Here is a 26,059-nt window from a genome sequence, read left to right as displayed (position 1 = left end):
CTCCTAGCGAAAGCCTCCATCATGACCACACAAACGCAACAGATCCAGGCCCCCACGGTGCCGGCAAGGCGCCGGTCATCCGCCGGCCTTTCCGGGCACCGGTTCGCGGGCCCGCTCTTCGCCAGTCCGGCACTGCTCGGACTCGCTATCTTCCTTGTCGCACCGTTCGTGCTCGCAGTGGTGCTGTCCTTCTACCGCGTGCAGCTCAACAGCCCGCGGCCGGCCCGATTCGTCGGGTTCGAACAGTACGCAAGGTTGTTCACCGATCCGGACCTGGCCGCGGCTTTCGGCCAAGCACTGCTGAACAACTTCAGCTTCGCCCTCATCGTCGTACCTGTGCAGACCGTTTTGGCCCTCGCCCTGGCCGTCCTCGTCAACCGAAAACTGCGCGGCATGGTGATCTTCCGGACCTTCATCTTCATGCCCCTGGTGTTCCCGCTGGCCCTGACAGCCGTGATCTGGCGGCTCATCTACTCCCGCGGAGACCAAGGACTCCTGAACGCCATCCTTGGGCTCTTCAGCGGAGGCACACTGTCCAGCCACGACTGGCTCGGCGATCCCGCCACTGCGCTCGGATCGATCATTGTCATGTCCATCTGGCAAAGCGTGAGCTTCCAGATGATCATCGTTCTCGCGGCGCTTCAAAGCGTCCCAACCGAACTCTACGAGGCGGCATCGCTGGACCGCGCCAGCAAGTGGGCCCAGTTCATCAACGTCACCGTGCCGGGCATCCGGAACACGCTGATCTTCGTCGCCCTCATCACCACGATCTTCTCCTTCAGGCTCTTCGACCAGGTGTACCTGTTGAGTCGTTCCGGAAGTGTCGACCGCGGTTCCACCGAGACCGTCATGACCCAGATCATCAACACCGGCTTCGATAACAACAACGTGGGCCAGGCCGCAGCCATGACCGTCATTTTCATGCTGATCATCACCGTGATCGCAATCATTCAACGCGCCGCGGCGCGCCAGCGAGGAGGGGTCTGATGACGATGTCCAGAACCGTGCAGCCAACGAGGCGGGGCGGAAGCATGAAACGCACCCATCGCTGGCAGACCGCACTCCACTACCTGATCCTGACGGCGGTCGCGCTGTTCTTCTTCCTGCCGGTCTATTACCTGATCGTCGGAAGCTTCCGCCCGTCGACTGAGGTCCTCAGCGGCCTTAGCGGCTTCGTCCCCACGAACCTGTCCGTCGAGAACTACATCGGCGTCTTCGACCACCTCAGTTCCGATGCCACCGGATATTTCGGGCAGTTCGCCGTCGTCTCAATCATCGTCACCACCGCCGTCGTTGCCGGCAGCCTATTCGTGAACTCGATGGCGGCCTACTCCTTCGCCCGGATGCAATGGCGGGGAAAGAAGGTCCTCTTCCTGCTGGTGATTGTCCTGACGATCATCCCGTTCGAAGCGGTCGCCCTGCCCCTGTATTTCATGTTCTCCGGCCAGCGGGATACCATCTACATCCAGGCGATCCCGTTCATGGCCAACGCGTTCTCGATCTTCCTCTTCTATACCTTCTTCCTCGACGTTCCCGGCGAGATCGAAGAGGCAGCACGCCTGGACGGTGCCGGGCCATTCCGGACGTTCTTCCAAGTCATCGTGCCCATCACGAAACCGGCGTTCGCCACCGTCGCCATCCTGACCTTCCTGGCCCAATGGGGATCGTACCTGTGGCCGGTCCTCATGGTCTCCGACCCAACCGTCCGGCCCCTCCCGTTGGCCATCAGCATCTTCCAAAACCAGCAGCCACCGGAATGGGGCCAGGTACTGGCCTTCGGAACGATGTTCATCGTCCCCGTCCTGGCAGTCTTCCTGATCTTCCAGCGCTGGTTCGTCGCCAGCATCAGCAGCTCAGCAGTCAAGGGCTAACCCCCCAACAACAATCCCGCCCCGACAGGCGGCCACAATAACAAGCAGATAGGTCTATTCAATTGGTTTTCAGTCTCAAGGACTCATGGGTGTGGGACTTCTGGCTAGCCGACGACGGCTCCACGTACCACATGTACTACCTCCATGCTCCAAAGAGCCTGGGCGACCCGGCGCTCCGGCACCGCAACGCCCGGATCGGGCACGCCACCTCACAGGACCTAAGCACCTGGGTCTCCCACGGCGTCGTCCTTCAGCCCGATGACCCGGATGCTTTCGACGCGACCTCGACCTGGACCGGCAGCGTGCTCCGGGGCCCGGACGGGATCTGGCGCATGTTCTACACCGGTGCCCGCTTCTACGAAACACACAACATCGAAGCCATCGGCGTCGCAACCTCCCCGGACCTCCACGTCTGGACCAAGCACGCGGCCACAGTGATCGAAGCCGACGGACGCTGGTACGAAAAATACGGCGACTCCACCTGGCCGGAAGAGGCCTGGCGGGATCCTTGGGTCTTCGCCGACCCGGACGGCGACGGCTGGCACATGCTGATCACGGCCCGGGCCAACACCGGAGACGACGACAACCGCGGAGTCATCGGCCACGCCGTCTCCTCCGACCTGGAAACCTGGGAGGTCAGGCCACCCCTGAGCCAACCCGGCGCGGGCTTCGGACACCTCGAAGTTCCCCAGACCGCGGTCATGGACGACCGGACCGTCCTGCTGTTCTCTTGTGGAGTGGACACTCTTGCTGCCGAGAGGGCCGAAGGATTCGGCGGCGGCGGTATGTGGAGCCTGGAAACGGACCAAACCAGCGGCCCCTACGACGTGGCAGCGGCAACTATTGTCACGACGGCACGGCTCTACAGCGGCCGCCTGATCCAGGACCATGCAGGCCAATGGCTGCTAATGGCCTGCCATGACGCCAACAGCGACGGCTTCTTCGACGGCGTCGTGTCGGATCCAATACCGGTCCGCTGGGACCCGGAGCGCGGCAGCCTGACCCCCGCCCCACCACACACCAGCACCGCCAACGCACGCTAGCCCGTGACGGGCTTGAGCGCACCAACGCATGAGGAGTTCCATGTCAACCGATAGCCAGGGCGCGATCCTGCAGCTGACCGCAGCCGGAGTGTCCGTGCTGGTAGACGCCACGGACGGGCGATTGCCTGCCGTCGTCCACTGGGGGGCCGAACTGCCGTCACTGAGCGCCGAGCAGGCAGGGGCCCTGGTAGGGGCCAGCGTCCCGGTGACCGGTTCCAGCACCATCGACCTGCCGCCCCGGCCCGGTCTCCTGCCTGGACAGGAATCAGGCTGGATGGGACGCCCCGGATTGCGGGGGTCCTTCGACGGCATCGGGTGGTCACCGAAATTCCATGTCCACACCGTGGCCTTGAACGGTGCACCAGTCACCGGGTTCGCGTCCTCGGGCGCAGGCCATGTCCAATTCGGCGCCGTCGACGACACGGAACGGCTGCGCCTGGACCTGACGCTGGAGTTGCTTCCGGGCGGGCTGCTGCGCAGCCGGGCGGAACTCACCAACCTGAGTGACAAGACGTACGCCGTTGAAGACATTTCCCTGGCTTTTCCGATTCCGGTGGAGGCGACGGAACTGCTGGACTTCGCGGGCAGCCACAACTACGAACGGGTCCCACAGCGCGGCAGCCTGCGGACGGGCACGCACCTGCGCGAGAACCGCAAAGGCCGCACCGGCTCTGACAGCGCCTACATTCTGCACGCTGGAACCCCCGGATTTGGATTCGGCCAGGGCGAGGTCTGGGCTGTCCACACGGCCTGGAGCGGAAACCACCACCATTATGCGGAGCGCTTCTTCGGCGACCAGCTGCTCGGCGGCGGAGAATTGCTCCTGCCCGGCGAAGTCCGGCTGGGCCTCAGCGACACGTACCAGAGCCCCTGGGTTTACGCCTCCTACGGGACAGGCCTCGACGCCGTCGCCCGGCGCTTCCACGCCCACGTGCGCAGCCGCACGGCTCCGGTCTCCGCCGATCGCCCCGTCACACTCAACGTGTGGGAGGCTGTCTATTTCGACCAAGAGGAAGAAGAGCTCATCGACCTCGCCGAGCGCGCCGCCGCCGCAGGCGTCGAGCGTTACGTGCTCGACGACGGGTGGTTCGGTTCGCGTCGCGACGATACCTCCGGTCTGGGCGACTGGGTGGTGTCCCCGGACGTGTGGCCCACCGGTCTGCACCCCTTGGTTGACCGCGTCCACGAGCTGGGCATGCAGTTCGGCCTGTGGTTCGAACCAGAGATGGTCAACCCCGACAGCGACGTCGCCCGCGCACACCCCGAATGGATCATGGCGGCCCGCACCGACTGGCCCGTGGAGTCACGCCACCAGCAGGTCCTCAACCTCGGCATCCCCGAAGCATACGAGCACGTGAAAAAGCAGATCCTCGCGCTGCTGGCAGAGTACCGGATCGACTACATCAAATGGGACCACAACCGCGACCTCATCGAGGCCGGCAACCAACTCGACGGTGGACGCCCGGGCGTCCACCAACAGACGCTGGCGTTCTACGCACTTCTACAGGAGATCCGGGCACTCCACCCGGACCTCGAGATCGAATCATGCTCATCCGGCGGTGCCCGAGTCGACCTCGGCGTCCTGGAACACACCGACCGGGTCTGGGTCTCGGACAACATCGACCCGCACGACCGGCAGACCATGCTGCGCTGGACCACGCAACTGCTGCCGCCCGAATACATGGGCTCCCACATCGCTTCGGGCCGCTCCCACACCACCGGCCGCCAGCACGACCTGGCATTCCGCGCAGGAACCGCTATCTTCGGACACCTCGGCATCGAGTGGGACCTCGCCCACGCCAGCAACGAAGAACTTGACAGCCTGCGCCGGTGGATCACCTTCTACAAGCAGGAACGCCAGCTCCTCCTCTCCGGCGACCTCGTCCGAATGGACAGCCCCGATTCAAACGTCATGGTCCACGGCGTCCTCAGCAAGGACCGCAGCAACGCGATCTTCGCCGCCGCGGCACTGGACAGCCTGTATCCGGACCCCGCCGCACGCCTGAAGCTCCGCGGACTCGACCCGGACGCAACTTACCGCGTGGAACCGGTCTTCACAGGGCCTACCCCCTCCGGGCTTCTGCCACCCCAGTGGTGGGGCCAGCCGACTGCCGATGGCGTCGTGGTCGAACCTTCTACACTGCGCGCAACCAGTCGGCATGGTGTGGTCTTCCCCGGGGCAGTCTTCCCTGGTGATGTCCTCGCGAAAGTCGGAGTTGCATCCCCGAGGATCCACCCCGATCAAGTGGTTCTATACCGCATCACCATGGCCAGCTGAACCTATCACCAGTCCACATCGGCAGGACACGGGCCGCGTGCCCTGCCGATGTCGACATTGGCACACCGACACCTCCGAGTTTGGACGCGCTGAAGAGTCCTTGAGCAGCAAGGAGCACCATGATGATCACCCGGATCGAATCCGGAGAAGTCCTGCACGTCACCGGAAACAGCACAAGCCACATCGAGGATGAACTGAGCACTGCGGTCGTGCTCGTGCGCCAACGGGCCCAAGAAGTCCAACAAGGCATTCTCGTCACTCGGCTGGGACCTGCCTCGTACACCGTCGCTCTCGATGAGGGTATCCCGTATGGCGTGACGGATGAACGAGACGAGTGGACCTCACGAGGGCTTCGTGGTGACTCTGGAGACGTGACCGACGAATTCCTGACATGACTCGTTCGGCTGCTGTTCGATTCTCTTCGCCGTCTGCCACCAGGCTTCCTCCAGTGGGAAGTAGAAAGAAAATCCTATGAACTATTCAGCCGCGGACACCCGCTACGACACCATGCCCTACCGCCGCGTCGGACGTAGCGGTCTCAAGCTTCCCGCCATCTCCCTCGGCCTGTGGCACAACTTCGGGGATGACAAGCGCTTCGAGGAGCAGCGGGCGATTCTTCGCCGGGCCTTCGACCTGGGCGTGAACCATTTCGACCTTGCCAACAACTACGGCCCCCCGGACGGCTCCGCGGAGACCAACTTCGGCCGCCACCTGAAGGACGACTTCAAGGGGTACCGGGACGAACTCGTCATTTCCACGAAGGCTGGCTACTACATGTGGCCCGGCCCCTACGGCGAGTGGGGCTCCCGGAAGTCCCTGCTCTCGAGCCTGGACCAGTCCCTTGAACGCATGGGCCTTGACTACGTGGACATTTTCTACAGCCACCGCCCGGACCCGGATACCCCGCTCGAAGAGTCCATGGGCGCACTGGACCACGCCGTCCGCTCCGGCAAGGCACTGTACGCCGGCATCTCCTCCTACACCCCGGAACAGACCCTCGAGGCGGCACGCATCCTGAAGGAGCTGGGAACGCCGCTGCTGATCCACCAGCCCAGCTACTCGATGCTGAACCGCTGGACCGAGAACGGCTCGCCCAATCTGTACGAGGCCCTGGACCAGGTAGGGGCCGGCTCGATCGCGTTCTCGCCGCTCGCCCAGGGGATGCTGACCAACCGCTACCTGCTCGGAGTCCCTGCCGATTCGCGCGCCGCGAAGGAACGGTTCCTGTCCGAGAAAGCCCTGACCGAGGAGAAGCTGGACCGCGTCCGGGGCCTGAACGCCATCGCTGAAGGCCGCGGCCAGAGCCTGGCGCAGATGGCAATTGCGTGGATCCTGCGCGAGCAGCCCAAGGGATCGCCGGTCACCTCCGCCTTGGTGGGTGCCTCGAGCGTGGCCCAGCTGGAGGACACGCTGTCCGCTATCAACAACCTCGCGTTCACGCACGAGGAACTGACGGCGATCGATAAGTTCGCCGTCGAATCCGACATCAACCGCTAGCCGGCCCGGTCCCACCATGGATGGCCTCCGAACTGCGGCATCGATACTTCAGCGCAAATGGGATTGCGCTCCGCCGGTGTCCCCGCGAGATCGCGGCGGGAAACGCTCCCAGGCGAACGCAGCGTTTCGTCTTTCGTGAACCTTCTTGTCGCAGCTGCCGTGCCAACCGCGTGTGGGAAGGCGGGTGCCGAGACGTTTGTTATGACGCCGGCTTTCCATCGCGGGCCCGGAGACAACCAGGACATGAACGGGCAGTGCCGGCGCGGCTCGAAAGTATGGTCTTTCCCGCCCCCTCTTGCTCCAGAGGCCTAGGCTATCGAGTGCTAGATGCCTGTATCTACGGGGCGTCGGCATAGTTCGCACGCATTGTCTTCCCAACATGTGCGCACCACCGGGTCTATGTCCTTAGCATCAGCAGGCTGATTTGAGTCCCGATGTCCTGCACGATCGCCTCGGTGCTTGAGGGAGCGTTCATGCTTGCCGCCATGCTGAGGAACATGATTGCCGAGACAATGCGTGCCGTGGTTGCGGCATCACCGGCACCGAGCGACTCATCCCTGCCCAAGACGCCGGCGATGGCTTCCTCAGTCTGCGCGACGATGGAAAGGGCCACGCTGTGGTGCGGCTCTGTCGGGTCCCCGAAGACCATCTCCCGCAGGTAAGTGCGCCCGTTGTCGACCTGGATGCGGTTGCATTCCACGATCGGCCGCACGATGGACATCACCGCATCCAGTGCATCCGGGATGGCTTCAGCGTCAGTCCGACCCCGTTCGAGCGCTTCGGCGTAGTGGGCGTTCTGAACGAGCAGGAGGAGTTCTCCCTTGGTTTTGGCATAGAGGAACAGGGTCCCGGTGCCGATGTCGGCCTTGTCGGCGATCTGCTGCGTCGTGACATCCTCGACTCCGTGTTCAGCGAACAGCTCGCTGGCTGCGGCAGTGATGCGATCGAGCTTCTGCTGTTTATTCCGCTCGCGCCGTCCGAGCGGCTGGGACGCGACAGACATGAGGGTTCCTCCCGAAACAAACTGACTAGACTCAGTTATGACTATATCCCCCAAGGCCAACCCGGAGTCCTTTGCGCTACGTGTCTACTCTTCGTAATGGGGGAGGGCGTGTCCGTGCCTGACATAGGTCAGGGCGGCGTCGACGTCGGCAGGAACGTCTGCATGCGCAGCTCCTTCAGCACTCCGGTACTTGTGAGGGCAGGAACGAGTTGCCTCTTGATGTATTTGCGGAAATCGCCCGCGCGGACCCTGTCGCGGCGGCGGAGGTAGATGATGGCGCGTGAGTCCACTGTCTCTGCCGGGCTGGCGACGTCATACCAGTGGGAAGAGTTCGGCGGGCCGGCGTAGAGGAGCGTGCGGTGGAACACGTTGATTTCGTCCTTGTGCGCCAGCGCGGTCTGCTTGCGACCCTGCAGCGGGGAGAGCACGGACTGGAAGGTGACTTCAGCGACCCCGTCGATCTTCCGATTCCCGGGGATGATGGTCTCCACCGCGCTGGTTGCTGGCCACCGGCCGGGGTTGTGTTCGGCGAGGTGGATCTGCCGGTATTCCGCCAGGCCCGGAGTGGCGGCGATGATGCCGGAGTGCGGCCCTTTCCAATAGTCCAGGCCGGTTTGGCGGGGCTGGTCAGTGCGCACCCACAGCAGAATCGATGAGCTGAAGTGCTTCTTCACGTCGGGTTGCGCGTTGGGCGGTGATGTTCTCATGGTGGCGTCGTTCTTGGTGTGTGTGCTGGTTAGCGGTTCAGGAACTCGGCGGCGGCGGGGGCGAACGTGGCGTGGAATTGGAAGATGCCGCCGTGGCCGGAGTCGGGGTAGATGATCAGCTCGGATCCTTTGATGCGGCGGTGGAGGTCCTCGGAGAGGATCGATGGCACCATGCGGTCGTTGTCGCCGTTGGCTATGAGGGTGGGCTGGGTGAGCTTTGACAGGTCCGTCGGGTTGGAGCGGCCGAACTTCTGGATTGCCTTCAGCTGCGCCTGGAACGCCTTGGTGCTGATCGGTTTGTCACGATCGATGGTGCGCTCCTGCAGGCGCTTGATGAATGCCTTCGCGGCGGGCTTGCCGGTGGCGTTGCGGTTGAAGAACAGGAACTCCTTGGGGTCCGATCGTGTCAGGGTCGCGCGGAGGATGTCCCGGTACGTGGTGCCGACGACCTTGTCGATGTCTTTGCCTCCCCGCGGCCCGGTGCCGGTCAGCACCAGCTTGCGGACAAGGCCGGGATGCTTGAGGGCCAGGTCCTGGGCGATCATGCCGCCCATCGAGAAGGAGAAGACGTCGATTTTGTCGAACCCGAGGGCCTGGATCAAGGTGTAGGCGTCGTCGGCCATCACCTCGATACTGTCGGGAACCGGCCCGGTGGAGGCACCGACCCCGGGCTGGTCGAAGGTGATGACGTGACGGTTCCTCGCGATGGGATCGATGATGCGGGGGTCCCAGTTATCCATGGTGGCAGCGAGGTGCACGAAGAACACGACCGGGATGCCCCCCTTGGGTCCAAGCTCCCGGTACGCGTACGTGACGCCACCGGCGGTGATGGTGCGGGCCGGTGCTTTCGCGTACGAGGTGACGACGGATTCGTTTAGGGCGTCGGTGTTACTCATGATGCGTGTTCTCCTGGATGGTCTATATGGTGGATGGTGTCAGCGGGTCAGTCGGCGAGAATGACGACTGCCTTGCCGCGGATGCCGCCCTTGGCTAGAGACTGCAGTGCCTGTGGAGTCTGGGCGAAGTCGAAGACTTTGCCCACGACCGGGCGTAGCACGCCATCGTTGACCAGGGCACTGATCTGGCGCAGCTGGTCGCCGCTGGCACGCATGAAGAGGAACTCGTAGCTGACACCGAGCTTCTTCGCCTGCCTGCGGATCCTGCTGCTGAGCCCGGCGATCGCAAGGCGCAGCACAGGGTTCAGGCCGGCCTTGCGTGCGAAGACCGGATCAGGTGGGCCGGAGATCCCAATCGCCTTTCCTCCGGGCTTGAGGATGCGCAGCGACTTCTGCAGGTTCTCCCCGCCGAGGCTGTCCAGCACCAGGTCGTATCCGCTCAGGAGCTGCTCGAAGTCCTGCGTGCGATAGTCGACCACGATGTCTGCCCCGAGCTCGCGCACGAAGCTGGCGTTGGAGCTGCTCGCGGTGGTCGCAACGGTCGCACCGAGGTGCTTGGCGAGCTGGATGGCGATCGAGCCGACCCCGCCGGCACCGGCGTGAATGAGAACCTTCTGCCCCGGCTGCACGTTGCCCTGCTCCACGAGGGCCTGCCATGCCGTCAGCGCCACCAGCGGCAGCGAGCCCGCCTCCTCCATGCTCGCCGATGCGGGCTTCAACGCAAGGTCTTCCTCGGCGACGGCGATGCGCTCGGCGAACGTGCCGATGCGGTCCTTGTCGGGGCGGCCGTAGACCTCGTCACCGGGCTTGAACCCGCGCACTTTTGACCCGACACGGATGACGGTGCCGGCGACGTCGTTGCCGAGGATCAGCTGGAGCCTGTAAGGGAGGATCTGCTTGAACTCACCCAGCCGGATTTTCTCATCCAACTGGTTCAAGCCCGCTGCTTGAACCTGCACGAGCACATCGCGGTCCCCGACCGTCGGCTCAGCAACGTCCACTTCGCGCAGCGGCTCCTTGTACTTGGTGACGACGAACGCTCGCATGGCGTGGTGTTCCTTTCGGGGCAATAAATGAGTCTACTCAATTATGACTCAACTCAATTAGTTGTCAAGGGTGGTTCGGCGATCTTTGCCGCTGTCGCTGGTCGTGCCTATGCATGGCGGGACGAGAGAGGTTCACGACTCCAGAACCACCCGGTCACCAGATCCGGATACTCCGGATGTCCGTCTACGGTGTACGTGCTTGCCGCCGTCCCTACCGGTACAGCGACCCCGGGGCCGGGGTTTGCCCGAAGGTCGAGCTCGGCCAGGCCAGGGGAGGCGGTGCGAGGATCCTTTCCAGGTCGGCCAGATTCAGCGCGACATTGCGGACCGGCGACTCCATCGCAGTGCCGGAGATCGCCGAGGCATGTGGTGGCGAGGGCGATATTGGCGTTCTGGCAACGATCTGAAGCTCGCTTTTCGCTCGCTTACGAGCACATCACCGGACCGATACACACTCCACCGGGGCGGGGAAGACAATGCTTGCCGAGCGGTGCGAGGCTACGGAGCGGCGATTTCTGCGAAGCGCCTGAAGTCCGCGGTTCCGGGACGAAATGCGTCACAGAACTCGCAAGATGGCGAGTAGACAGCCCGTGAAGCGGCGGGTCTCCTCCTTGTTCGTCAAACTTTTAACACTCTCCGAATAATCGGGAGACAATACGCCGAACGTCCGAAATCCCTTGATTTCACGGCTCTCGCGTCAGCCTTGGACGAACTGGGACACCTGATCCATATCAACGTTACTTACTGTGCTAGGCGGGCTACTTCGCCCGCTCCCTGAACGCCTACGGCCGCGCGGGCGAGCAATGCAGCCGCTGCGCCGCCGCCGGGCTGGTCGGCATCATCAAGCGGGAGCAGTTCATGAACCGTTCCTCCTACACCTGCCCGGTGTGCCAGCCCTGCCCGCGGAACGGGCGCTGGTAGCTGCGACGCCCCCGGGCCGGAGGCACGGCTGTCCCCCCGCTGTCAGTGCACCTGTTCCGTTGTCAGTGCATGGTGGCAGACTGTGCGCATGAAAACCTGGGCCATCCGGATCGGCATCGCATTGGTGTTCAACGCCATCACCTTGTGGGTGGCCTCCATTCTTCCCGGCGTCAGGCTGGGCAGCGGTTTCCTCTGGGCGGTGGTAGTCTTCACGGCCGCCACACTGCTGGTCAAACCCGCCATCACCGCACTGATCAGGCGCGGCGGCAATCGCCTTCGGACCCGCTCCAGCATCAGCGGCAAGCTGCTCACCGCTGCGGCCGGCCTGTTGGCAACCCTGGCCATTCTGATCCTCACCAGCATTTTCTCCAACGGCTTCAACATCAACGGCATCGTCGGCTGGGTGATGGCCACCGTGGTGATCTGGCTGGCCTCGGCGATCTACGACTTCGTGGATGACGGCCTCGAAGCCAGGGTCTCCCGGCTGACCGGTGGCCGCGGTGGAAAAGACCAGCTCCGGAGCTGAACAGGATTTCGTGGTGCGGAGCCTATGGTTCCGGTTCGCCAGTCCCGGAGAATCCGGCGTCGGGCAGTAGATTTGAAGACCAGTAGTTTGAACGGGACCGGCCACACAGGAGAACCGAAGCACCTTGCATCTGAAAAGTTTGACCGTCCGCGGATTCAAGTCGTTTGCGTCAGCCACGACGTTCGACTTCGAGCCCGGCATCACCGCCGTCGTCGGCCCCAACGGCTCGGGCAAGTCCAATGTGGTGGACGCCCTCGCCTGGGTCATGGGCGAGCAGGGTGCCAAGACCCTGCGCGGCGGCAAGATGGAAGACGTCATCTTCGCCGGAACGTCCGGACGCCCGCCTTTGGGCCGCGCCCACGTCTCGCTGACCATCGACAACACGGACGGCGCCCTGCCGATCGACTACAGCGAAGTCACCATCGCGCGCACCCTGTTCCGCGCGGGCGGCTCCGAATACGCCATCAACGGCACCGCCTGCCGGCTCCTGGACATCCAGGAGCTGCTTTCCGACTCCGGGCTCGGCCGGGAAATGCACGTGATCGTCGGCCAAGGCCAGCTGGACCGGGTCCTGCACGCCACTCCGGAGGATCGCCGCGGCTTCATCGAGGAAGCAGCCGGGATCCTCAAGCACCGGCGCCGCAAGGAAAAGACGGTCCGCAAGCTCGAAGCCATGCAGGCCAACCTTGCCCGGCTGGGGGACCTGACCACCGAGATCCGCCGCCAGCTGACACCCCTCGGCAAGCAGGCCGAGATTGCCCGCCGCGCCCAGACCGTCCAGTTCGACGTCCGGGACGCCAAGGCCCGCCTGCTGGCCGACGATCTCGTCAGCCTCAGCACGGCACTGGCCCAGGACGACGCCGACGAGGCCGCCCTCAAGGAGCGGCGCACCGCCGTCGACACCGGGCTCGGCACAGGACGCCGGCGCCAGGCCGAGTTGGAACAGCACGCCGCCGAGGCGACGCCCCTGCTCAACGCCGCCCGCGACAACTGGTACCAGCTCTCCGCGAGCCGCGAACGGCTGCGCTCCCTGGGCTCGCTGGCAGCCGAGCGCCGCCGCCTGCTGGGCTCCTCGGACGCAGCCCCGGACACCGGCCGCGACCCCGAGCACCTCGACCGCCAGGCCGCGAAGGCACGCCAGGAGCAGGCCGCCCTCGAGCACGACATCCTCGCCAAGCGCGCCGCGCTCCTGGAATCCACGGTGGCCAAGCAGGAAGCAGAACGCCTGGCCGCGGACGAGGACAAACGCCTCACTGCGATGCTGCGCGCTGCCGCCGACCGCCGGGAGGGCCTCGCGCGGCTCGCCGGACAACTGGGGGCCGCTCGCTCCCGTGCCGAGGCTGCGGAATCCGAGCGCGGCCGCCTCCGCGAATCCCTGGCTGCGGGCGAGGAACGCCGGCGCCTGGCCCAAGGCGAATTCACCGCGCTCGAATCGGATGTGGCCGGGGCCGAAGACGGCGAAGAGAGCCTGGACGCGGAATACGAGGAAGCCAGCGGACTCTTGGCTGCGATGGACGCGGAGATCGAGGCGCTGAAGGCGGCCGAGCGGCAGGACCTGCGCGAACGTGATTCCCTCACGGCCCGCCGCGACGCCCTGCAGCTGGGCCTGAGCCGGAAGGACGGCTCGGAACGGCTCCTGGCCTCCGGCCACCCCGGCGTGCTGGGTCCGCTCGCCTCCCTCCTGGCCGTGGAGCCGGGTTACGAAACTGCCGTGGCGGCTGCCCTCGGCGGCGCCTCGGACGCCGTGGTGGTGGCGGACGGCGACGGCGCCGTCGCTGCCGTGCAGCTTCTGAAGGACGACGACGCTGGCCGGGCCGCACTGCTGCTGGCCGAGGCGCCCGGACACACCCGCGACGCGGCGGCAGTGCCCGAGCTTCCCGACGGCGCCCGCTGGGCCAGCGAGCTCGTGACCCCCTCCGGCACCGGAGCCTGGGGCGCCGTCGCGCTGCTGGCCCGCACCGCCGTCGTCGACGATCTCGGGGCCGCCGCCCGGCTCATCGAGGGGCATCCGCGGCTGACCGCCGTGACCCGCGCGGGCGATGTGTTCACCGCCCTGACCGTCAGCGGCGGTTCCGCCACCGCGCCCTCGCTGCTGGAAATCCAGGCGGCAGTGGACGACGCCGGTACCCGGCTGATGGACGTGACCGCACGGCTGGAACGGGGACGCTTCGCCCTGGCCGGCGCCGTGGCCCGCCGCGCCGAAGCCCGGGAACGCGCCGACGCTGCCTTGGAGAAACTGCACGACTCCGATGCCCGGCTGGCAGCCGTTGCCGAACGGCTGGGACACCTGAATTCCCTGCTCCGCAGCGCGGTGGGTGAAAGCGAGCGGCTCGCGGCGTCGCTGGCACGCGCCGAGGCCAACATTGCCGAGGCCGGACTGGCCCTGGAAGTGGCGGCCGAGCGGCTCAGCGCCGCGCAGGAGGCCCCCGATGAAGAGCCCTCCACCGAGGAACGGGACGCCCTGGCGGCCGCCGCTGCCGTGGCCCGCTCCCAGGAAATGGAGGCCCGGCTTGCCCTCCGCACGGCAGAGGAGCAACTGGGCGCCATCAGCGGCCGCGCCGCTTCCCTGGAGCGCGCGGCCGATGCCGAACGCCGCGCACGCGAGGAGGCCGCCCGGCGGGCCAGGATCCGGCGCGCCCAGGCCGAACGCGCCGCCGCCGTGGCAACAGCGGTGGAACAGGCCATCAGCTTCATCGAGGTGTCCGTGGATCTGGCCGGCCAGGAGCGGGACCGGGCAGAGCAGGAGCGAGAGCTGCGCGAAGCGGAACTCACCGCAGTCCGCGCCGGCAACGACGCCCTGGCGCGGGAGCTCGCCGAACTCACCGACTCCGTGCACCGCGACGAACTGGCCCGCGCCCAGCAGCGCCTCCGGATCGAAGCCCTGGAGAACCGTGCCGTGGAGGAACTCGGCCTCTCCGCCGCACAGCTCATTTCCGATTACGGCCCCCAGCAGCCGGTCCCCGTACCGGCAGGCGCCGGCGCTGACAAATGGGCCGAACTCCGGGCCCCCGTGGACGAGGACGGTGTTCCGCTGCCCCAGGGGATCCCGTTCGTGCGGGAGGAACAGGAGAAACGGCTCAGGAAGGCCGAGCGCGACCTGGCAGCCCTTGGCAAGGTCAACCCGCTGGCCCTGGAAGAATTCGCGGCCCTCGAGGAACGCCACCAGTTCCTGAGCACCCAGCTCGAAGACCTCAAAGCTAGCCGCAAGGACCTCCTGGACATCATCAAGGAAGTCGACAACCGCGTCCAGCAGGTCTTCGCCGAAGCCTTCGCCGACACCTCCCAGCAGTTCGACCACGTGTTCGCACGCCTCTTCCCCGGCGGCGAAGGCAAGCTCGTCCTGACCGACCCGGACGACATGCTCACCACCGGCATCGAGGTGGAGGCGCGCCCCGCCGGCAAGAGAATCAAGCGTCTCTCCCTGCTGTCCGGCGGCGAACGGTCCCTCACCGCCGTCGCCCTGCTCGTGGCCATCTTCAAGGCGCGGCCTTCGCCGTTCTATGTCATGGACGAGGTGGAGGCTGCCCTGGACGACACCAACCTGGGCCGGCTCATCACGATCTTCGAGGAACTGCAGGAGTCCAGCCAGCTGATCGTGATCACGCACCAGAAACGCACCATGGAAGTGGCCGACGCCCTGTACGGGGTCACCATGCGCGGCGACGGAGTCTCCACCGTCATCAGCCAGCGGCTGGGCAACAGGGAGTAGAAAGCCGGGCACGGCTTTGTGAGAAGCTAGGGGAGTGAACGATCTCCTCCCCATTATCTTGTCCATTGCTGCTGCCCTCGTGGTGGTCGGCGGGCTCGTGCCGGTTCTCCTCAAGGCGCGGAAGTCCGCCGCCAAGTACTCCGGAACGCGCGACGCCAACGACCCCGCGACGCCGTCCACAGCTGGCGGCGGAACCCTCGTGGAGGATGCCCCGGCAGCGGTGCCGGAGCGCACGGCCCCCGCGGGCCTCGACGTCCTGGAACCGGCCACGGCCGAGGTCGAGGACGACGTAGCCGGGCTCGAAACCATCGCGGTGGAGACCCCCGCTCCGGTGGAAGGCCGCCTGAACCGGCTCCGCGCCCGCCTGCTGAAGTCCAACACCATCTTCGGCAAGGGCCTGCTGGCGCTGCTCGCGAGCGACAAGATCGACGAAAACGTCTGGGACGAAATCGAGGAGACCCTCCTGCTGGCCGACCTCGGCACGGAGCCCACCCTGCAGCTCGTGGACGCCCTGCGCGAACGCGTCAAGGTACTGGGCACGCGCAGCCCCGAGGACGTCAAGGCCATGCTGCGTGAAGAGCTCATCAAGCTCGTGGACCCCACCATGGACCGCACCCTGCACGTGGAGCGCCACGCCGGCCGTCCCGCCGTCGTCCTCGTGGTGGGCGTCAACGGAGTCGGCAAGACCACCACCGTGGGCAAGCTCGCACGCGTGCTCGTGGCCGAAGACAAGGACGTCCTGCTGGGCGCCGCCGACACCTTCCGTGCCGCCGCTGCCGAGCAGCTCGCCACCTGGGGCCAGCGCGTGGGCGTGCCCACCGTGAAGTCCGACATCGACGGCGCCGACCCCGCCTCCGTGGCCTACGAGGCCGTCAAAGCGGGCATCGAGCAGGAAGTCGACGTGGTCATGGTGGACACCGCCGGACGCCTGCAGAACAAGACCGGCCTGATGGACGAACTCGGCAAGGTCAAGCGCGTCATTGAGAAGCTCGCCGAAGTGGACGAGGTCCTCCTGGTCCTCGACGCCACCACCGGCCAGAACGGCCTCAACCAGGCCCGCGTCTTCGCTGAGGTGGTCAACATCACCGGCATCGTCCTGACCAAGCTGGACGGCACGGCCAAGGGTGGCATCGTGGTCGCCATCCAGAAGGCACTCGGGGTCCCGGTCAAGCTCATCGGCCTGGGCGAAGGCCCGGACGACCTCGCACCGTTCGACGCCGAAGGCTTCGTGGATGCCCTGCTGAACTAGGCGCACCAACAGCGGAGTGCCTCCGTTCCGTGAACCGGGACGGAGGCACTCTCTGTTTAAGGCGCAGTGCCAGCCTTCCCGCCATCGCGCAGGCCTTCGTCAGCGCTGCAGCGGCTCCCGGGCCACCGACCAGCCCGCGGCGCACAGCACCAGCAGCCCGCCCGTTGCGGCGAACGCCCAGCCGTAGCCCAGGCTGTCGGCCAGCAGGCCCACCAGCACCGGGCCGATGATGGCTCCCGTGTCGGCCGCCATCTGGAACACCGCCAGGACCTTGCCGCCTGACCGTCCCCTGCCGATGACATCGGCGACGGCGGCCTGCTGGGCCGGGCCCAGCACTCCGGAACCGAAGCCGGCCACGGCCGAGGCCACGAAGAACGCCGTCAGATCCGTGGACAGGCCGATCACGCCCGTGGCCAGGCCGGTGATGATCAGGCCGGCAATCATGAGGGGCTTGCGTCCCAGGGAATCGGCCAGGCGGCCCGAGAAGGCCAAGGCCACGGCATTCCCGGCGGCGAAAATGGCCAGCGCCCACGCTGCCGTCTCCGGCCTGGCGTCCAGCACGGCAACGGCAAAGAGCGGGATGGTCGCCATGCGGACGCCGAACGTGGTCCAGCCGTTTCCGAAGCTGGAGAACAACGCCGCCCGGTAGGCCGAGTCGCCCAGCGCTTCTTTGAACCCCATGGCGGGGGCCACGGCCGTCCCCTCGGCCTCACCGTCGCCGCCGCGCAACAGGGTCCGCACCACAATGGCCGCCAGGACCAGGGCCGCGGCGTAGGCGAGGAACGGCACCCGCAGCCCGAAACCGGCGAGCAGGCCGCCCACCACCGGACCCAGGACGCTGCCGATCAGGAACGCCGAGGCATAGGCGCCGGAGACCCGGCCGCGGCGCTCTGGTGGAGCGAGGCGGACCAGCAGGCCCATGGCCGCCACGGTGAACATGACAGAGCCCGCACCGCCCAGGCCACGGAAGATGAGCAGCTGCCAGTAGTCCTGCGCGAAGGCACAGGCCGCCGTCGACGCCGCCACAATCAGCAGCCCGGACACGTAGACATTGCGCTCGCCGAACCGTCCGATCAGCATGCCGCCCGCGGGGGCAAAGAGCAGCCGCATGAACGCGAAAATGCTCACGATCACGGCGGCCGCCGTCGCCCCGACGTCGAAAGTGGTGGCGAACTGGGGCAGCACCGGCGCCACGAGGCCGAAGCCGAGAGCAATCAGGAACGCCGCGGCCAACATCACCTTGATGTCGCGGGGCAGGGCTTCCTTTACGGGCCGGATCCCTTGGATTGCAGTGGACCGGGGGCTTTGCGTCATGGAACGGGGATCCTTCAAAACTAAGCGGTCCCGTGGGGTGTGGGACTCGTGAAACATATCCGTAACAAGCAGGATATGCACCATTTACTTCCGGGAGATTGTTGTAACAGCCCGGCAATCTAAATCCTCCGCAGGCGAAACACTGCGGCACAAAACTCTTAAGCGGGACGCAAACGGCGTCAGGACAGCGGATGTACCGCAGTACAAGCAAGGGAGGACGTGCACTATGGAACTTACCGCAGCTCACGTATGGGTCATGGTAGCGGCGGCGCTGGTGCTGTTCATGACACCTGGTCTGGCATTCTTCTACGGCGGCATGACGCGCGCCAAGGCAGCACTGAACATGATGATGATGAGCTTCATCTCCATCGGCATCGTCGGCGTGGTCTGGGTGCTCTGGGGCGCGTCGATGAGCTCCGGTGAAGGCTTCATGCAGATCGTAGGCAACCCCTTCGCCACGTTCGGCCTGGAAGGCATCACCACCCCCGACGGCCTCATCAAGGTAGGCTACGCGGCAACCTTCGCCATCATCACGGTGGCCCTCATCAGCGGCGCCATCGCCGACCGCGCCAAGTTCGGCGCCTGGAGCCTGTTTGTCCCCGTCTGGGTCACGCTGGTCTACTGCCCGCTGGCCTACATGGTCTGGGGCGGCGGGCTGTTCGGCCCGGAAGGCGCCATCGGCAAGGCCCTTGGCCCCGCGATCGACTTCGCCGGCGGCACCGTGGTCCACATCAACGCCGGTGTGGCAGCACTGATCCTCGTCCTGATCATCGGCAACCGCAAGGGCTTCGGCAAGGACCCCAACCACCGCCCCCACAACGTCCCGTTCGTGATGCTCGGCGCGGCCATCCTCTGGTTCGGCTGGTTCGGCTTCAACGGCGGCGCGGCCACCACGGCTGAACAGGGCGGCCTGATCTGGATCAACACCCTCGCAGCTCCGGCAGCAGCGATGCTCGGCTGGCTCATCACCGAACGCATCCGCGACGGCCACCCGACCTCCCTCGGTGCCGCCTCCGGCGTCGTGGCCGGCCTGGTCGCCATCACCCCCGCCTGCGCCAACGTCAGCCCCGTCGGAGCCCTCGCCCTCGGCCTGGTGGCCGGCATCGCCTCGGCCCTGGCGGTCGGCATCAAGTTCCGCTTCGGTTTCGATGACTCCCTGGACGTCGTCGGCGTCCACCTCGTCTCCGGCATCATCGGCACCGTGGCGCTGGGCTTCATCGCCCTCCCCGTGGACGGCGTGGGCGGCGGCCTCTTCTACGGCGGCGGCCTCACCCAGCTCTGGGCACAGCTCGCAGCAGCCGGCATCTCCATCGCCTACTCCGCGGTCATGACCCTGGTCATCGCCCTGATCATCCACAAGACCATGGGCTTCCGGGTTTCCCAGGAGCAGGAAGCAGTGGGCGTGGACCTCAGCCTGCACGCAGAGACTGCCTACGAATTCGGCGTCGGCGGCCACGGCGGCAGCTTCCAGCCCCTGCACGACCTCATCACCGGCAAGCCCTCGGCTGAAGCCAAGGCAGACAGCACAGAAGACAAGGAACGTGTCCAGGCATGAAGCTCATCACCGCGATCATCCGACCGGAAAAGCTCGAAGCAGTCCGTGAAGGACTCGAAGCCTACGGCGTCCAGGGCCTGACCGTCAGCGCGGCCAGCGGATACGGCCGGCAGCGCGGCTACACGGAGGTGTACCGGGGCGCCGAATACAACGTGGACCTGCTGCCGAAGATCCGCGTGGAGGTCCTGGCCACGGACGAGCAGGCCGACGACATCCTGGATGTCCTCATCGCCTCCTCGAACACCGGCCGGGCCGGCGACGGCAAGGTCTGGACCGTGGACGTCTACGAGGCAGTCCGCGTCCGTACCGGAGAACGCGGCTCAGCCGCCATCTAGCTCCTGACGCGACAGCGGGCCGGGTACCTGGAAAGGTACCCGGCCCGCTTTGCTGTATCCAAACGTGTGCTGCATCCGAACAGTCGCTGTGTCCGCCCGCCTGCCGTGTCTCCCGCCGTGCTCAGCCCCCGACGGCGGTGGGCCAGCCCGCGGGACCGGCACTGCCGGCGTCGTACTCGTCCAAGGGGACCGAACCGCTCTGCCAGGCCTCCAGGACGGGCTCCACGATCCGCCAGCAGTCCTCCGCGGTGTCGCCGCGCACGGAGAGCAGGGGATCGCCCGTGATGACGCCCTCCAGGACTTCACCGTAGGGGAGCATGCCGGGGGCGTTGAGCTGGGCGAGGAGCGTGGCGCGGTCCAGGGTGAACATGTCCCCGGGGCCGTTCACGTCGACGTCCAGCTGCAGGGTGTCCGGGCCGAAGCCGATGCGCAGCTGGTTGGGGGAGTCCACCCCGGAGAAGCCCGTGGGCAGGTGCGGCACGGGCCGGAACGTGACCACGGCTTCCTTGCGCTTGCGGCCCAGCGCCTTGCCGGAGCGCAGGATGAACGGCACGCCCTGCCAGCGCCAGTTGTCGATCTCCACGCGGACCTCCGCCAGGGTCTCGGTGTTGCGGGCCGGGTCCACTCCCTCCTCGGAGGCATAGTCCGGGACGGCGCGCCCGCCGATGGCGCCGGCCGTGTAGCGGGCCCGCCTGGTCGAGGCCCGGTAGGGTGCGGCGATGCTGCTTGCCCGCAGCACCGTGGCGATGGCGTCGCGGAGGTCGCGCTCCCCGATGGTGGCCGGGGCGTCGATGGCCAGCAGGGCCATGATGTGGAGCAGGTGGCTCTGGACCATGTCCCGCAGGGCGCCCGCGCCGTCGTAGTAGCGGGCCCTGCCCTCGAGGGCGAGGTCCTCGTCGAAGATGATCTCCACCTTCTCGATGTGCTCCCGGTTCCACACGGGCTCCAGGAAGCGGTTGGCGAAGCGCAGGCCCAGGATGTTCAGCACCGTGGCCTTGCCCAGGAAGTGGTCCACGCGGTGGATGTGGTCTTCCGGGACCAGTGCGGCCAGGGTGCGGTTCAGCTCGGAGGCCGATTCCGATCCGGAACCGAAGGGCTTTTCCATGACCAGCCGCGTTCCCTGTGGCAGCTGCCCGCCTCGGAGCACCTCGCAGGCCTTCTGGCTGACGTGCGGCGGCAACGCGAAGTACACCGCCACCGGCGCCTCCAGGCCGGCCAGCAGGGAAGCCAGCGGGCCCTCGGCGGTGACGTCGAGCTGGTGGTAGACGGTGCCCGCCGTGACGCCGGCCAGGGCCTCCTTGCCGGCAGCATCGGCGCCATCGGTGGCCGCCGCAAAGGCGCCGGCCACGCGTCCCTGCCACTGTGCGGCGGTCCACGGGTCCGAGCCTGCCCCCACGAGTTTCAGGCCGGCGGCGCGGCCGGTCGCGAGGAGCCCGGCGAGGCCGGGAAGCAGCAGCCGGCCCGTCAGATCGCCTGATGCACCGAGGATGAGCAACGTTTTCACTGTTGTTTTGCTGGTCACCGTGCCAGCATGCCATCTTGAAGGTGCGACTTGGTACCCTAGATAGTCGAGTCCCCGTAGTTGAGACAAACGTAGTTGAGACAAATTTGTTGGGGCAGGAATCGTCAAGACTCAGGTGTGCCGTTTTCGGCCGCCATTCGTAGACCATCGAAAGAAGTGCACGGCGCGTGTTCAATTCACTCTCTGACCGGTTGACAGCAACCTTCAAGAATCTCCGTGGCAAGGGCCGCCTCTCCGAGGCCGATGTCGATGCCACCGTCCGGGAGATCCGCCGCGCCCTGCTGGACGCGGACGTTGCCGTGCCCGTGGTCCGCGAGTTCACGGGCCGCATCCGTGAGCGCTCCCTCGGTGCCGAGGTTTCCGGTGCGCTGAACCCGAGCCAGCAGATCGTCAAGATCGTCAACGAGGAACTGGTCGAGATCCTCGGTGGCGAGACCCGCCGCATCCGCCTGGCGAAGACCGGCCCCACCATCATCATGCTTGCCGGCCTCCAGGGCGCCGGCAAGACCACCCTCGCGGGCAAGCTCGCGAAGTGGCTCAAGGCCCAGGGGCACAGCCCCGTGCTCGTTGCTGCCGACCTTCAGCGTCCCAACGCAGTCACCCAGCTCCAGGTGGTTGGCGGCCGGGCGGGCGTGCCCGTGTTCGCGCCGCACCCCGGAACGACTTCCGAACTGGAGCACCCCATTGGGGACCCGGTCGCCGTCGCACGCGCCGGCGTGGAGGAAGCCCGCCAGAAGCTGCACGACGTCGTGATCGTGGACACCGCCGGCCGTCTCGGCGTCGACGCCGACATGATGGACCAGGCGCGCCGCATCCGCCAGGCGATCATCCCGAACGAAGTGCTGTTCGTGATCGACTCCATGATCGGCCAGGACGCCGTCAACACGGCGCTCGCCTTCGATGAGGGCGTCAACTTCACGGGCATCGTGCTGTCCAAGCTCGACGGCGACGCCCGCGGTGGTGCCGCCCTCTCCGTGGCGTCCGTCACCGGCAAGCCGGTCATGTTCGCGTCCACCGGCGAAGGCCTGGACGACTTCGAGCTCTTCCACCCGGACCGCATGGCCTCCCGCATCCTGGACATGGGCGACGTCCTCACCCTGATCGAACAGGCCGAGAAGAACTGGGACAAGGACGAAGCCGCCCGGATGGCGAAGAAGTTCGCCGACCAGGAAGACTTCACCCTGGACGACTTCCTCGCCCAGATGCAGCAGATCCGCAACATGGGCTCCATGAAGAAGATGCTCATGATGATGCCGGGTGCGCAGAACATCCGCCAGCAGCTGGAGAACTTCGACGAGCGCGAGATCGACCGCGTCGAGGCCGTGGTCCGCTCCATGACGCCGCACGAGCGCGTGGCACCGAAGATCATCAACGGCTCCCGCCGCGCCCGCATCGCCAAGGGTTCCGGCGTCACCGTCTCCGAGGTCAACGGCCTGCTGGAGCGTTTTGCGCAGGCCCAGAAGATGATGAAGAAGCTGGCCCAGGGCGGCGGCATGCCGGGCATGCCCGGACTTGGTGGTCCCGGCGGCCGCAAGGGCGGCAAGAGCGCCCCGAAGAAGAAGGCACGCTCGGGCAACCCGGCCAAGGCAGCCCAGGAACTGCGCGACGCCGAGGCCAAGCGCAGCGCCGCCGCTGCCGCAGCGCCCACCGGTGCCGCTTTCGGCCAGGGCGCAACGGACTTCGACCCCTCCTCGCTGAACCTGCCCAAGGGCTTCGACAAGTTCCTCGGCAAGTAAGGCGCGTGCTTTCCCACCCAACTGAGTAGCGCCAAGTGTCGTTTTGAACGCTCATAACGACACTTAGCGCTACTCAGTTGGGATGTCCGGGCCGTGGCATAGGGTGAAATCATGCAAAAGCAGCGCGTAGTCTTTGTGCACGGCGCCGGCAGTTTCGGTGCCGCCGCCTGGCCCAAGCAGCACGGCATGGCCCTGGACTACGACGCCCTGTTCCTGCGCCGGAACGGTTTCGACCCGGCAGCCGAACCGGTGGAATCCGACGTCGCCCAGGACATCTCCATCATCATCGGCGCCATCTCGGACAACCCCGCCGGCGGGCACGTTGTGGCCCACGCCGAGGGTGCCATCTCGGCCATGCTCGCCGCCGTGGCCCGGCCGGACCTGGTCCGTTCCCTCACCCTGGTGGAGCCGGCCTGCCTGTCCCTGACGGCCGAACTGCCCGCCACCGCCGCCTACCGGGCACTCATGGAACCGCTGTTCGCGGTCCGGCACCAGCTCAGCGACGACGATTACCAGCGCGAGTACGTCCGCCGCGCCTTCTCGATGGAGCCGGGCGGGCTCGACACCCCAGAGGCCCGCCGCACCGCACGCCGGCTCCGGCTCCAGGCCCCGCCGTGGGAGGCCCCGCTGCACATCGTCCCCGGCGTGCCCACGCTCGTCCTCACCGGCGGCTGGGAGCCGCTGTACGAGGAAATCGCCGGCTACCTGCAGGAAACCGGCGCCCTCCGCCGCGTTGCAGCAGGAGGACACCGGCCCCAGGATTCAGCCGAAGGAAACCGGATCATCCGCTCCTTCCTGGCTGATGTCAGCCGTGCCCGCTCAGTTCAGGCTTCCTGACGCGCCTTCGCTTGACGCGACAGCCGCCGCCGGCACCGGAAGCTGCAGCTCCGGCAGGTAGACCTTGCCGCCCGAGGCCAGGAATTCCTGGCTCTTTTCCCGCATGCCGCTGTACAGCTCGGCGATGGCGGCCTGTGACTCCGCGGAACCGTACTCGTCGCGGATGTCCTGGCTGATGCGCATGGAGCAGAACTTCGGCCCGCACATGGAGCAGAAGTGCGCCGTCTTGGCGGGTTCGGCCGGGAGGGTCTCGTCATGGAACGCCTCGGCCGTGACCGGGTCAAGGGACAGCGCGAATTGGTCGCGCCAGCGGAACTCGAAGCGTGCCTTGGACAGGGCGTCGTCTCGTTCGTTCGCGCCCGGGTGGCCCTTGGCAAGGTCGGCAGCGTGGGCCGCGATCTTGTAGGTGATCACGCCGGTCTTGACGTCGTCCTTGTTCGGCAGGCCCAGGTGTTCCTTGGGCGTGACATAGCAGAGCATGGCCGTGCCGTAGCGGGCGATCTCCGTGGCGCCGATGGCCGAGGTGATGTGGTCGTAGCCGGGGGCCACATCCGTGACCAGCGGGCCCAGGGTGTAGAAAGGGGCGCCCTTGCAGAGTTCCTGCTGGCGTTCGACGTTTTCGCGGACCAGGTGGAAGGGGACGTGGCCCGGACCTTCCACCATGACCTGGACGTCGAATTCCCAGGCGCGCTGCGTGAGCTCCGCCAGCGTGTCCAGCTCGGCGAACTGGGCAGCATCGTTGGCGTCCGCCGTCGCTCCCGGCCGCAGGCCATCGCCGAGGGAGAACGCGACGTCGTACTTGGCGAAGATCTCGCACAGCTCGTCGAAGTGCGTGTAGAGGAAGTTCTCCTCGTGGTGGGCCAGGCACCAGCCTGCCATGATGGACCCGCCGCGCGAGACAATGCCCGTGACGCGGTTCGCCGTGAGCGGCACGTACCGCAGCAGCACGCCGGCGTGGATGGTCATGTAATCCACGCCCTGCTCGCACTGTTCGATCACGGTGTCGCGGAAGATTTCCCAGGTGAGCTTGTTGGCCTCGCCGTTGACCTTTTCCAGCGCCTGGTAGATCGGCACGGTGCCGATCGGAACAGGGGAGTTGCGGATGATCCATTCGCGGGTGGTGTGGATGTCATCGCCGGTGGACAGGTCCATGACGGTGTCCGCGCCCCACTGGGTGGCCCACTGCAGCTTGTCCACTTCCTCGGCGATGGAGCTGGTGACGGCGGAGTTGCCGATGTTGGCGTTGATCTTCACCAGGAAGGCCTTGCCGATGATCATCGGCTCGGATTCCGGGTGGTTGATGTTGTTGGGAATGATGGCGCGGCCGGCGGCCACTTCGCTGCGGACCAGTTCAACATCGCAGTTTTCGCGCAGTGCCACGAACTGCATCTCGGGCGTCACCACGCCCTGCCGGGCGTAGTGCATCTGCGTGACGACCTTGCCCTCGACGGCGCGGCGGGGCACCGGCTGCGCGCCCTTCCACTCCGCGGAGGCTGCGCCGCGGCGCACGGCGGACTTGCCGTCGTCGAGCAGGTTCCGCTCGCGTCCCGAGTAGACCTCGGTGTCGGCGCGTGCTTCGATCCAGGCGGAGCGGAACGGCTCCAGCCCCACCACGGGGTCGCTGCCCGGACCGGCGGTCCGGTACACCTGCAAAGGCGCGTTGGCTTCACCGTTGGGGGAGGGCTCCAGCGCGATCTCCGTGACAGGAACCCGGATGCCGTTGGCGGGGTCCTCGAGGTACGCCAAGGAGTGGGATTTCAGCGACTGGGTGACCGCTGCTGCCTCGTTCTGGGCAGGGCTGTGCTGTGTTTCTGTGGTGCTCAAGGATTACTCACTTCCTTCGCCGGCATTACCCGGACAGGTTCAACGGTCGCAGGCAGCGTCAGCCTGATCTCAGCCCATGCAAGGGCCCCCGTGTGGTCGTAGACGAAGCTACCACAGCCGCCGCCATGCCCGGGGTCAAGAGCAGTCATGTTGCGGCCGGACCAGGATTTCCCGGCCGGATTAGGATTTC

General features: G+C 66.3%; 20 protein-coding genes, 1 pseudogene and 1 riboswitch. Of the genes and pseudogenes, 14 read left to right on the top strand and 7 right to left on the bottom strand.

The genetic code is table 11. From position 1 onward, the window contains the following. The first annotated feature begins 21 nt into the window (after positions 1 to 21). From NVV90_RS12685 to mgrA, 6 genes are all read left to right on the top strand, one after another. The gene (locus NVV90_RS12685) at positions 22 to 987 is read left to right on the top strand and encodes a carbohydrate ABC transporter permease (RefSeq protein ID WP_258437643.1); all 966 of its coding nucleotides are present in this window, start codon (positions 22 to 24) and stop codon (positions 985 to 987) included. A 44-nt stretch (positions 988 to 1,031) separates the two neighbouring features. Further along, complete coding sequence (locus NVV90_RS12680; protein WP_258437642.1) at positions 1,032 to 1,871, top strand: carbohydrate ABC transporter permease; 840 nt, start codon at positions 1,032 to 1,034, stop codon at positions 1,869 to 1,871. A gap of 89 nt (positions 1,872 to 1,960) precedes the next feature. Then, positions 1,961 to 2,914, top strand: a complete 954-nt coding sequence (locus tag NVV90_RS12675) for a glycoside hydrolase family 68 protein (protein ID WP_309304057.1) — start codon at positions 1,961 to 1,963, stop codon at positions 2,912 to 2,914. Between the two features lie 40 nt (positions 2,915 to 2,954). After that, positions 2,955 to 5,192 (top strand): alpha-galactosidase, encoded by a 2,238-nt coding sequence (locus tag NVV90_RS12670; RefSeq protein WP_258437640.1) that lies wholly within the window; start codon positions 2,955 to 2,957, stop codon positions 5,190 to 5,192. A gap of 119 nt (positions 5,193 to 5,311) precedes the next feature. Next, positions 5,312 to 5,587: a hypothetical protein gene (locus NVV90_RS12665; RefSeq protein ID WP_258437639.1), complete on the top strand. Its 276-nt coding sequence runs from the start codon at positions 5,312 to 5,314 to the stop codon at positions 5,585 to 5,587. Positions 5,588 to 5,663: 76 nt separating this feature from the next. Next, positions 5,664 to 6,689 (top strand): L-glyceraldehyde 3-phosphate reductase, encoded by a 1,026-nt coding sequence (mgrA, locus tag NVV90_RS12660; RefSeq protein ID WP_258437638.1) that lies wholly within the window; start codon positions 5,664 to 5,666, stop codon positions 6,687 to 6,689. A gap of 397 nt (positions 6,690 to 7,086) precedes the next feature. On the opposite strand, the gene NVV90_RS12655 is transcribed toward mgrA, so the two are convergent. The 4 genes from NVV90_RS12655 to NVV90_RS12640 form a co-directional block, all read right to left on the bottom strand. After that, positions 7,087 to 7,692, bottom strand: coding sequence for a TetR/AcrR family transcriptional regulator (locus NVV90_RS12655; RefSeq protein WP_258437637.1), 606 nt, complete (start codon positions 7,690 to 7,692; stop codon positions 7,087 to 7,089). A 128-nt stretch (positions 7,693 to 7,820) separates the two neighbouring features. Then, positions 7,821 to 8,399: a hypothetical protein gene (locus NVV90_RS12650; RefSeq protein ID WP_258437636.1), complete on the bottom strand. Its 579-nt coding sequence runs from the start codon at positions 8,397 to 8,399 to the stop codon at positions 7,821 to 7,823. A gap of 29 nt (positions 8,400 to 8,428) precedes the next feature. Beyond that, on the bottom strand, positions 8,429 to 9,295 hold the full coding sequence (locus tag NVV90_RS12645; protein WP_258437635.1) for an alpha/beta fold hydrolase: 867 nt from the start codon (positions 9,293 to 9,295) through the stop codon (positions 8,429 to 8,431). A gap of 47 nt (positions 9,296 to 9,342) precedes the next feature. After that, on the bottom strand, positions 9,343 to 10,341 hold the full coding sequence (locus NVV90_RS12640; RefSeq protein WP_258437634.1) for an NADP-dependent oxidoreductase: 999 nt from the start codon (positions 10,339 to 10,341) through the stop codon (positions 9,343 to 9,345). Positions 10,342 to 11,094: 753 nt separating this feature from the next. On the opposite strand from NVV90_RS12640, the pseudogene NVV90_RS12635 reads away from it, so the two are divergent. From NVV90_RS12635 to ftsY, 4 genes and pseudogenes are all read left to right on the top strand, one after another. Then, positions 11,095 to 11,262, top strand: a pseudogene (locus NVV90_RS12635) (DNA-formamidopyrimidine glycosylase); the annotation flags it as partial. An 88-nt stretch (positions 11,263 to 11,350) separates the two neighbouring features. Continuing rightward, a complete protein-coding gene (locus tag NVV90_RS12630; protein WP_258437633.1) occupies positions 11,351 to 11,788 on the top strand; it encodes a phage holin family protein in 438 nt (145 codons plus the stop codon). Positions 11,789 to 11,912: 124 nt separating this feature from the next. Continuing rightward, a complete protein-coding gene (gene smc, locus NVV90_RS12625) occupies positions 11,913 to 15,497 on the top strand; it encodes a chromosome segregation protein SMC (protein ID WP_258437632.1) in 3,585 nt (1,194 codons plus the stop codon). Between the two features lie 34 nt (positions 15,498 to 15,531). Further along, positions 15,532 to 16,746 carry a signal recognition particle-docking protein FtsY gene (gene ftsY / locus NVV90_RS12620; protein ID WP_258437631.1) on the top strand — a complete coding sequence of 405 codons (1,215 nt, stop codon included), beginning with the start codon at positions 15,532 to 15,534 and terminating at the stop codon, positions 16,744 to 16,746. A gap of 99 nt (positions 16,747 to 16,845) precedes the next feature. Here the strand turns inward: ftsY and NVV90_RS12615 are convergent, their stop codons facing one another. Beyond that, positions 16,846 to 18,060 carry an MFS transporter gene (locus NVV90_RS12615; RefSeq protein WP_258437630.1) on the bottom strand — a complete coding sequence of 405 codons (1,215 nt, stop codon included), beginning with the start codon at positions 18,058 to 18,060 and terminating at the stop codon, positions 16,846 to 16,848. A 226-nt stretch (positions 18,061 to 18,286) separates the two neighbouring features. On the opposite strand from NVV90_RS12615, the gene NVV90_RS12610 reads away from it, so the two are divergent. Both NVV90_RS12610 and NVV90_RS12605 read left to right on the top strand, forming a co-directional pair. Continuing rightward, positions 18,287 to 19,615, top strand: a complete 1,329-nt coding sequence (locus tag NVV90_RS12610) for an ammonium transporter (RefSeq protein WP_258437629.1) — start codon at positions 18,287 to 18,289, stop codon at positions 19,613 to 19,615. After that, on the top strand, positions 19,612 to 19,950 hold the full coding sequence (locus NVV90_RS12605; RefSeq protein ID WP_258437628.1) for a P-II family nitrogen regulator: 339 nt from the start codon (positions 19,612 to 19,614) through the stop codon (positions 19,948 to 19,950). Before NVV90_RS12610 ends, NVV90_RS12605 begins: the two co-directional genes overlap by 4 nt. 121 nt (positions 19,951 to 20,071) lie before the next feature. On the opposite strand, the gene NVV90_RS12600 is transcribed toward NVV90_RS12605, so the two are convergent. Continuing rightward, positions 20,072 to 21,472 (bottom strand): glucose-6-phosphate dehydrogenase, encoded by a 1,401-nt coding sequence (locus NVV90_RS12600; RefSeq protein ID WP_258437627.1) that lies wholly within the window; start codon positions 21,470 to 21,472, stop codon positions 20,072 to 20,074. 167 nt (positions 21,473 to 21,639) lie between these two features. Here NVV90_RS12600 and ffh point away from each other — a divergent pair, with 167 nt between their 5' ends. Both ffh and NVV90_RS12590 read left to right on the top strand, forming a co-directional pair. Next, positions 21,640 to 23,208, top strand: a complete 1,569-nt coding sequence (ffh, locus tag NVV90_RS12595) for a signal recognition particle protein (RefSeq protein WP_258437626.1) — start codon at positions 21,640 to 21,642, stop codon at positions 23,206 to 23,208. Between the two features lie 111 nt (positions 23,209 to 23,319). Further along, a complete protein-coding gene (locus NVV90_RS12590) occupies positions 23,320 to 24,045 on the top strand; it encodes an alpha/beta fold hydrolase (protein WP_258437625.1) in 726 nt (241 codons plus the stop codon). On the opposite strand, the gene thiC is transcribed toward NVV90_RS12590, so the two are convergent. After that, positions 24,028 to 25,869: a phosphomethylpyrimidine synthase ThiC gene (thiC, locus tag NVV90_RS12585; RefSeq protein ID WP_309304056.1), complete on the bottom strand. Its 1,842-nt coding sequence runs from the start codon at positions 25,867 to 25,869 to the stop codon at positions 24,028 to 24,030. The genes NVV90_RS12590 and thiC overlap by 18 nt on opposite strands. After that, positions 25,864 to 25,971: riboswitch (TPP riboswitch) on the bottom strand. (Overlaps the previous gene by 6 nt.) Between the last annotated feature and the right edge of the window lie 88 nt (positions 25,972 to 26,059).

Source organism: Arthrobacter sp. CJ23 (assembly GCF_024741795.1).
Taxonomy (GTDB): domain Bacteria; phylum Actinomycetota; class Actinomycetes; order Actinomycetales; family Micrococcaceae; genus Arthrobacter.
The sequence above is the reverse complement of the archived record's forward strand: the minus strand, read 5'-3'. Positions and strand labels throughout refer to the sequence as shown.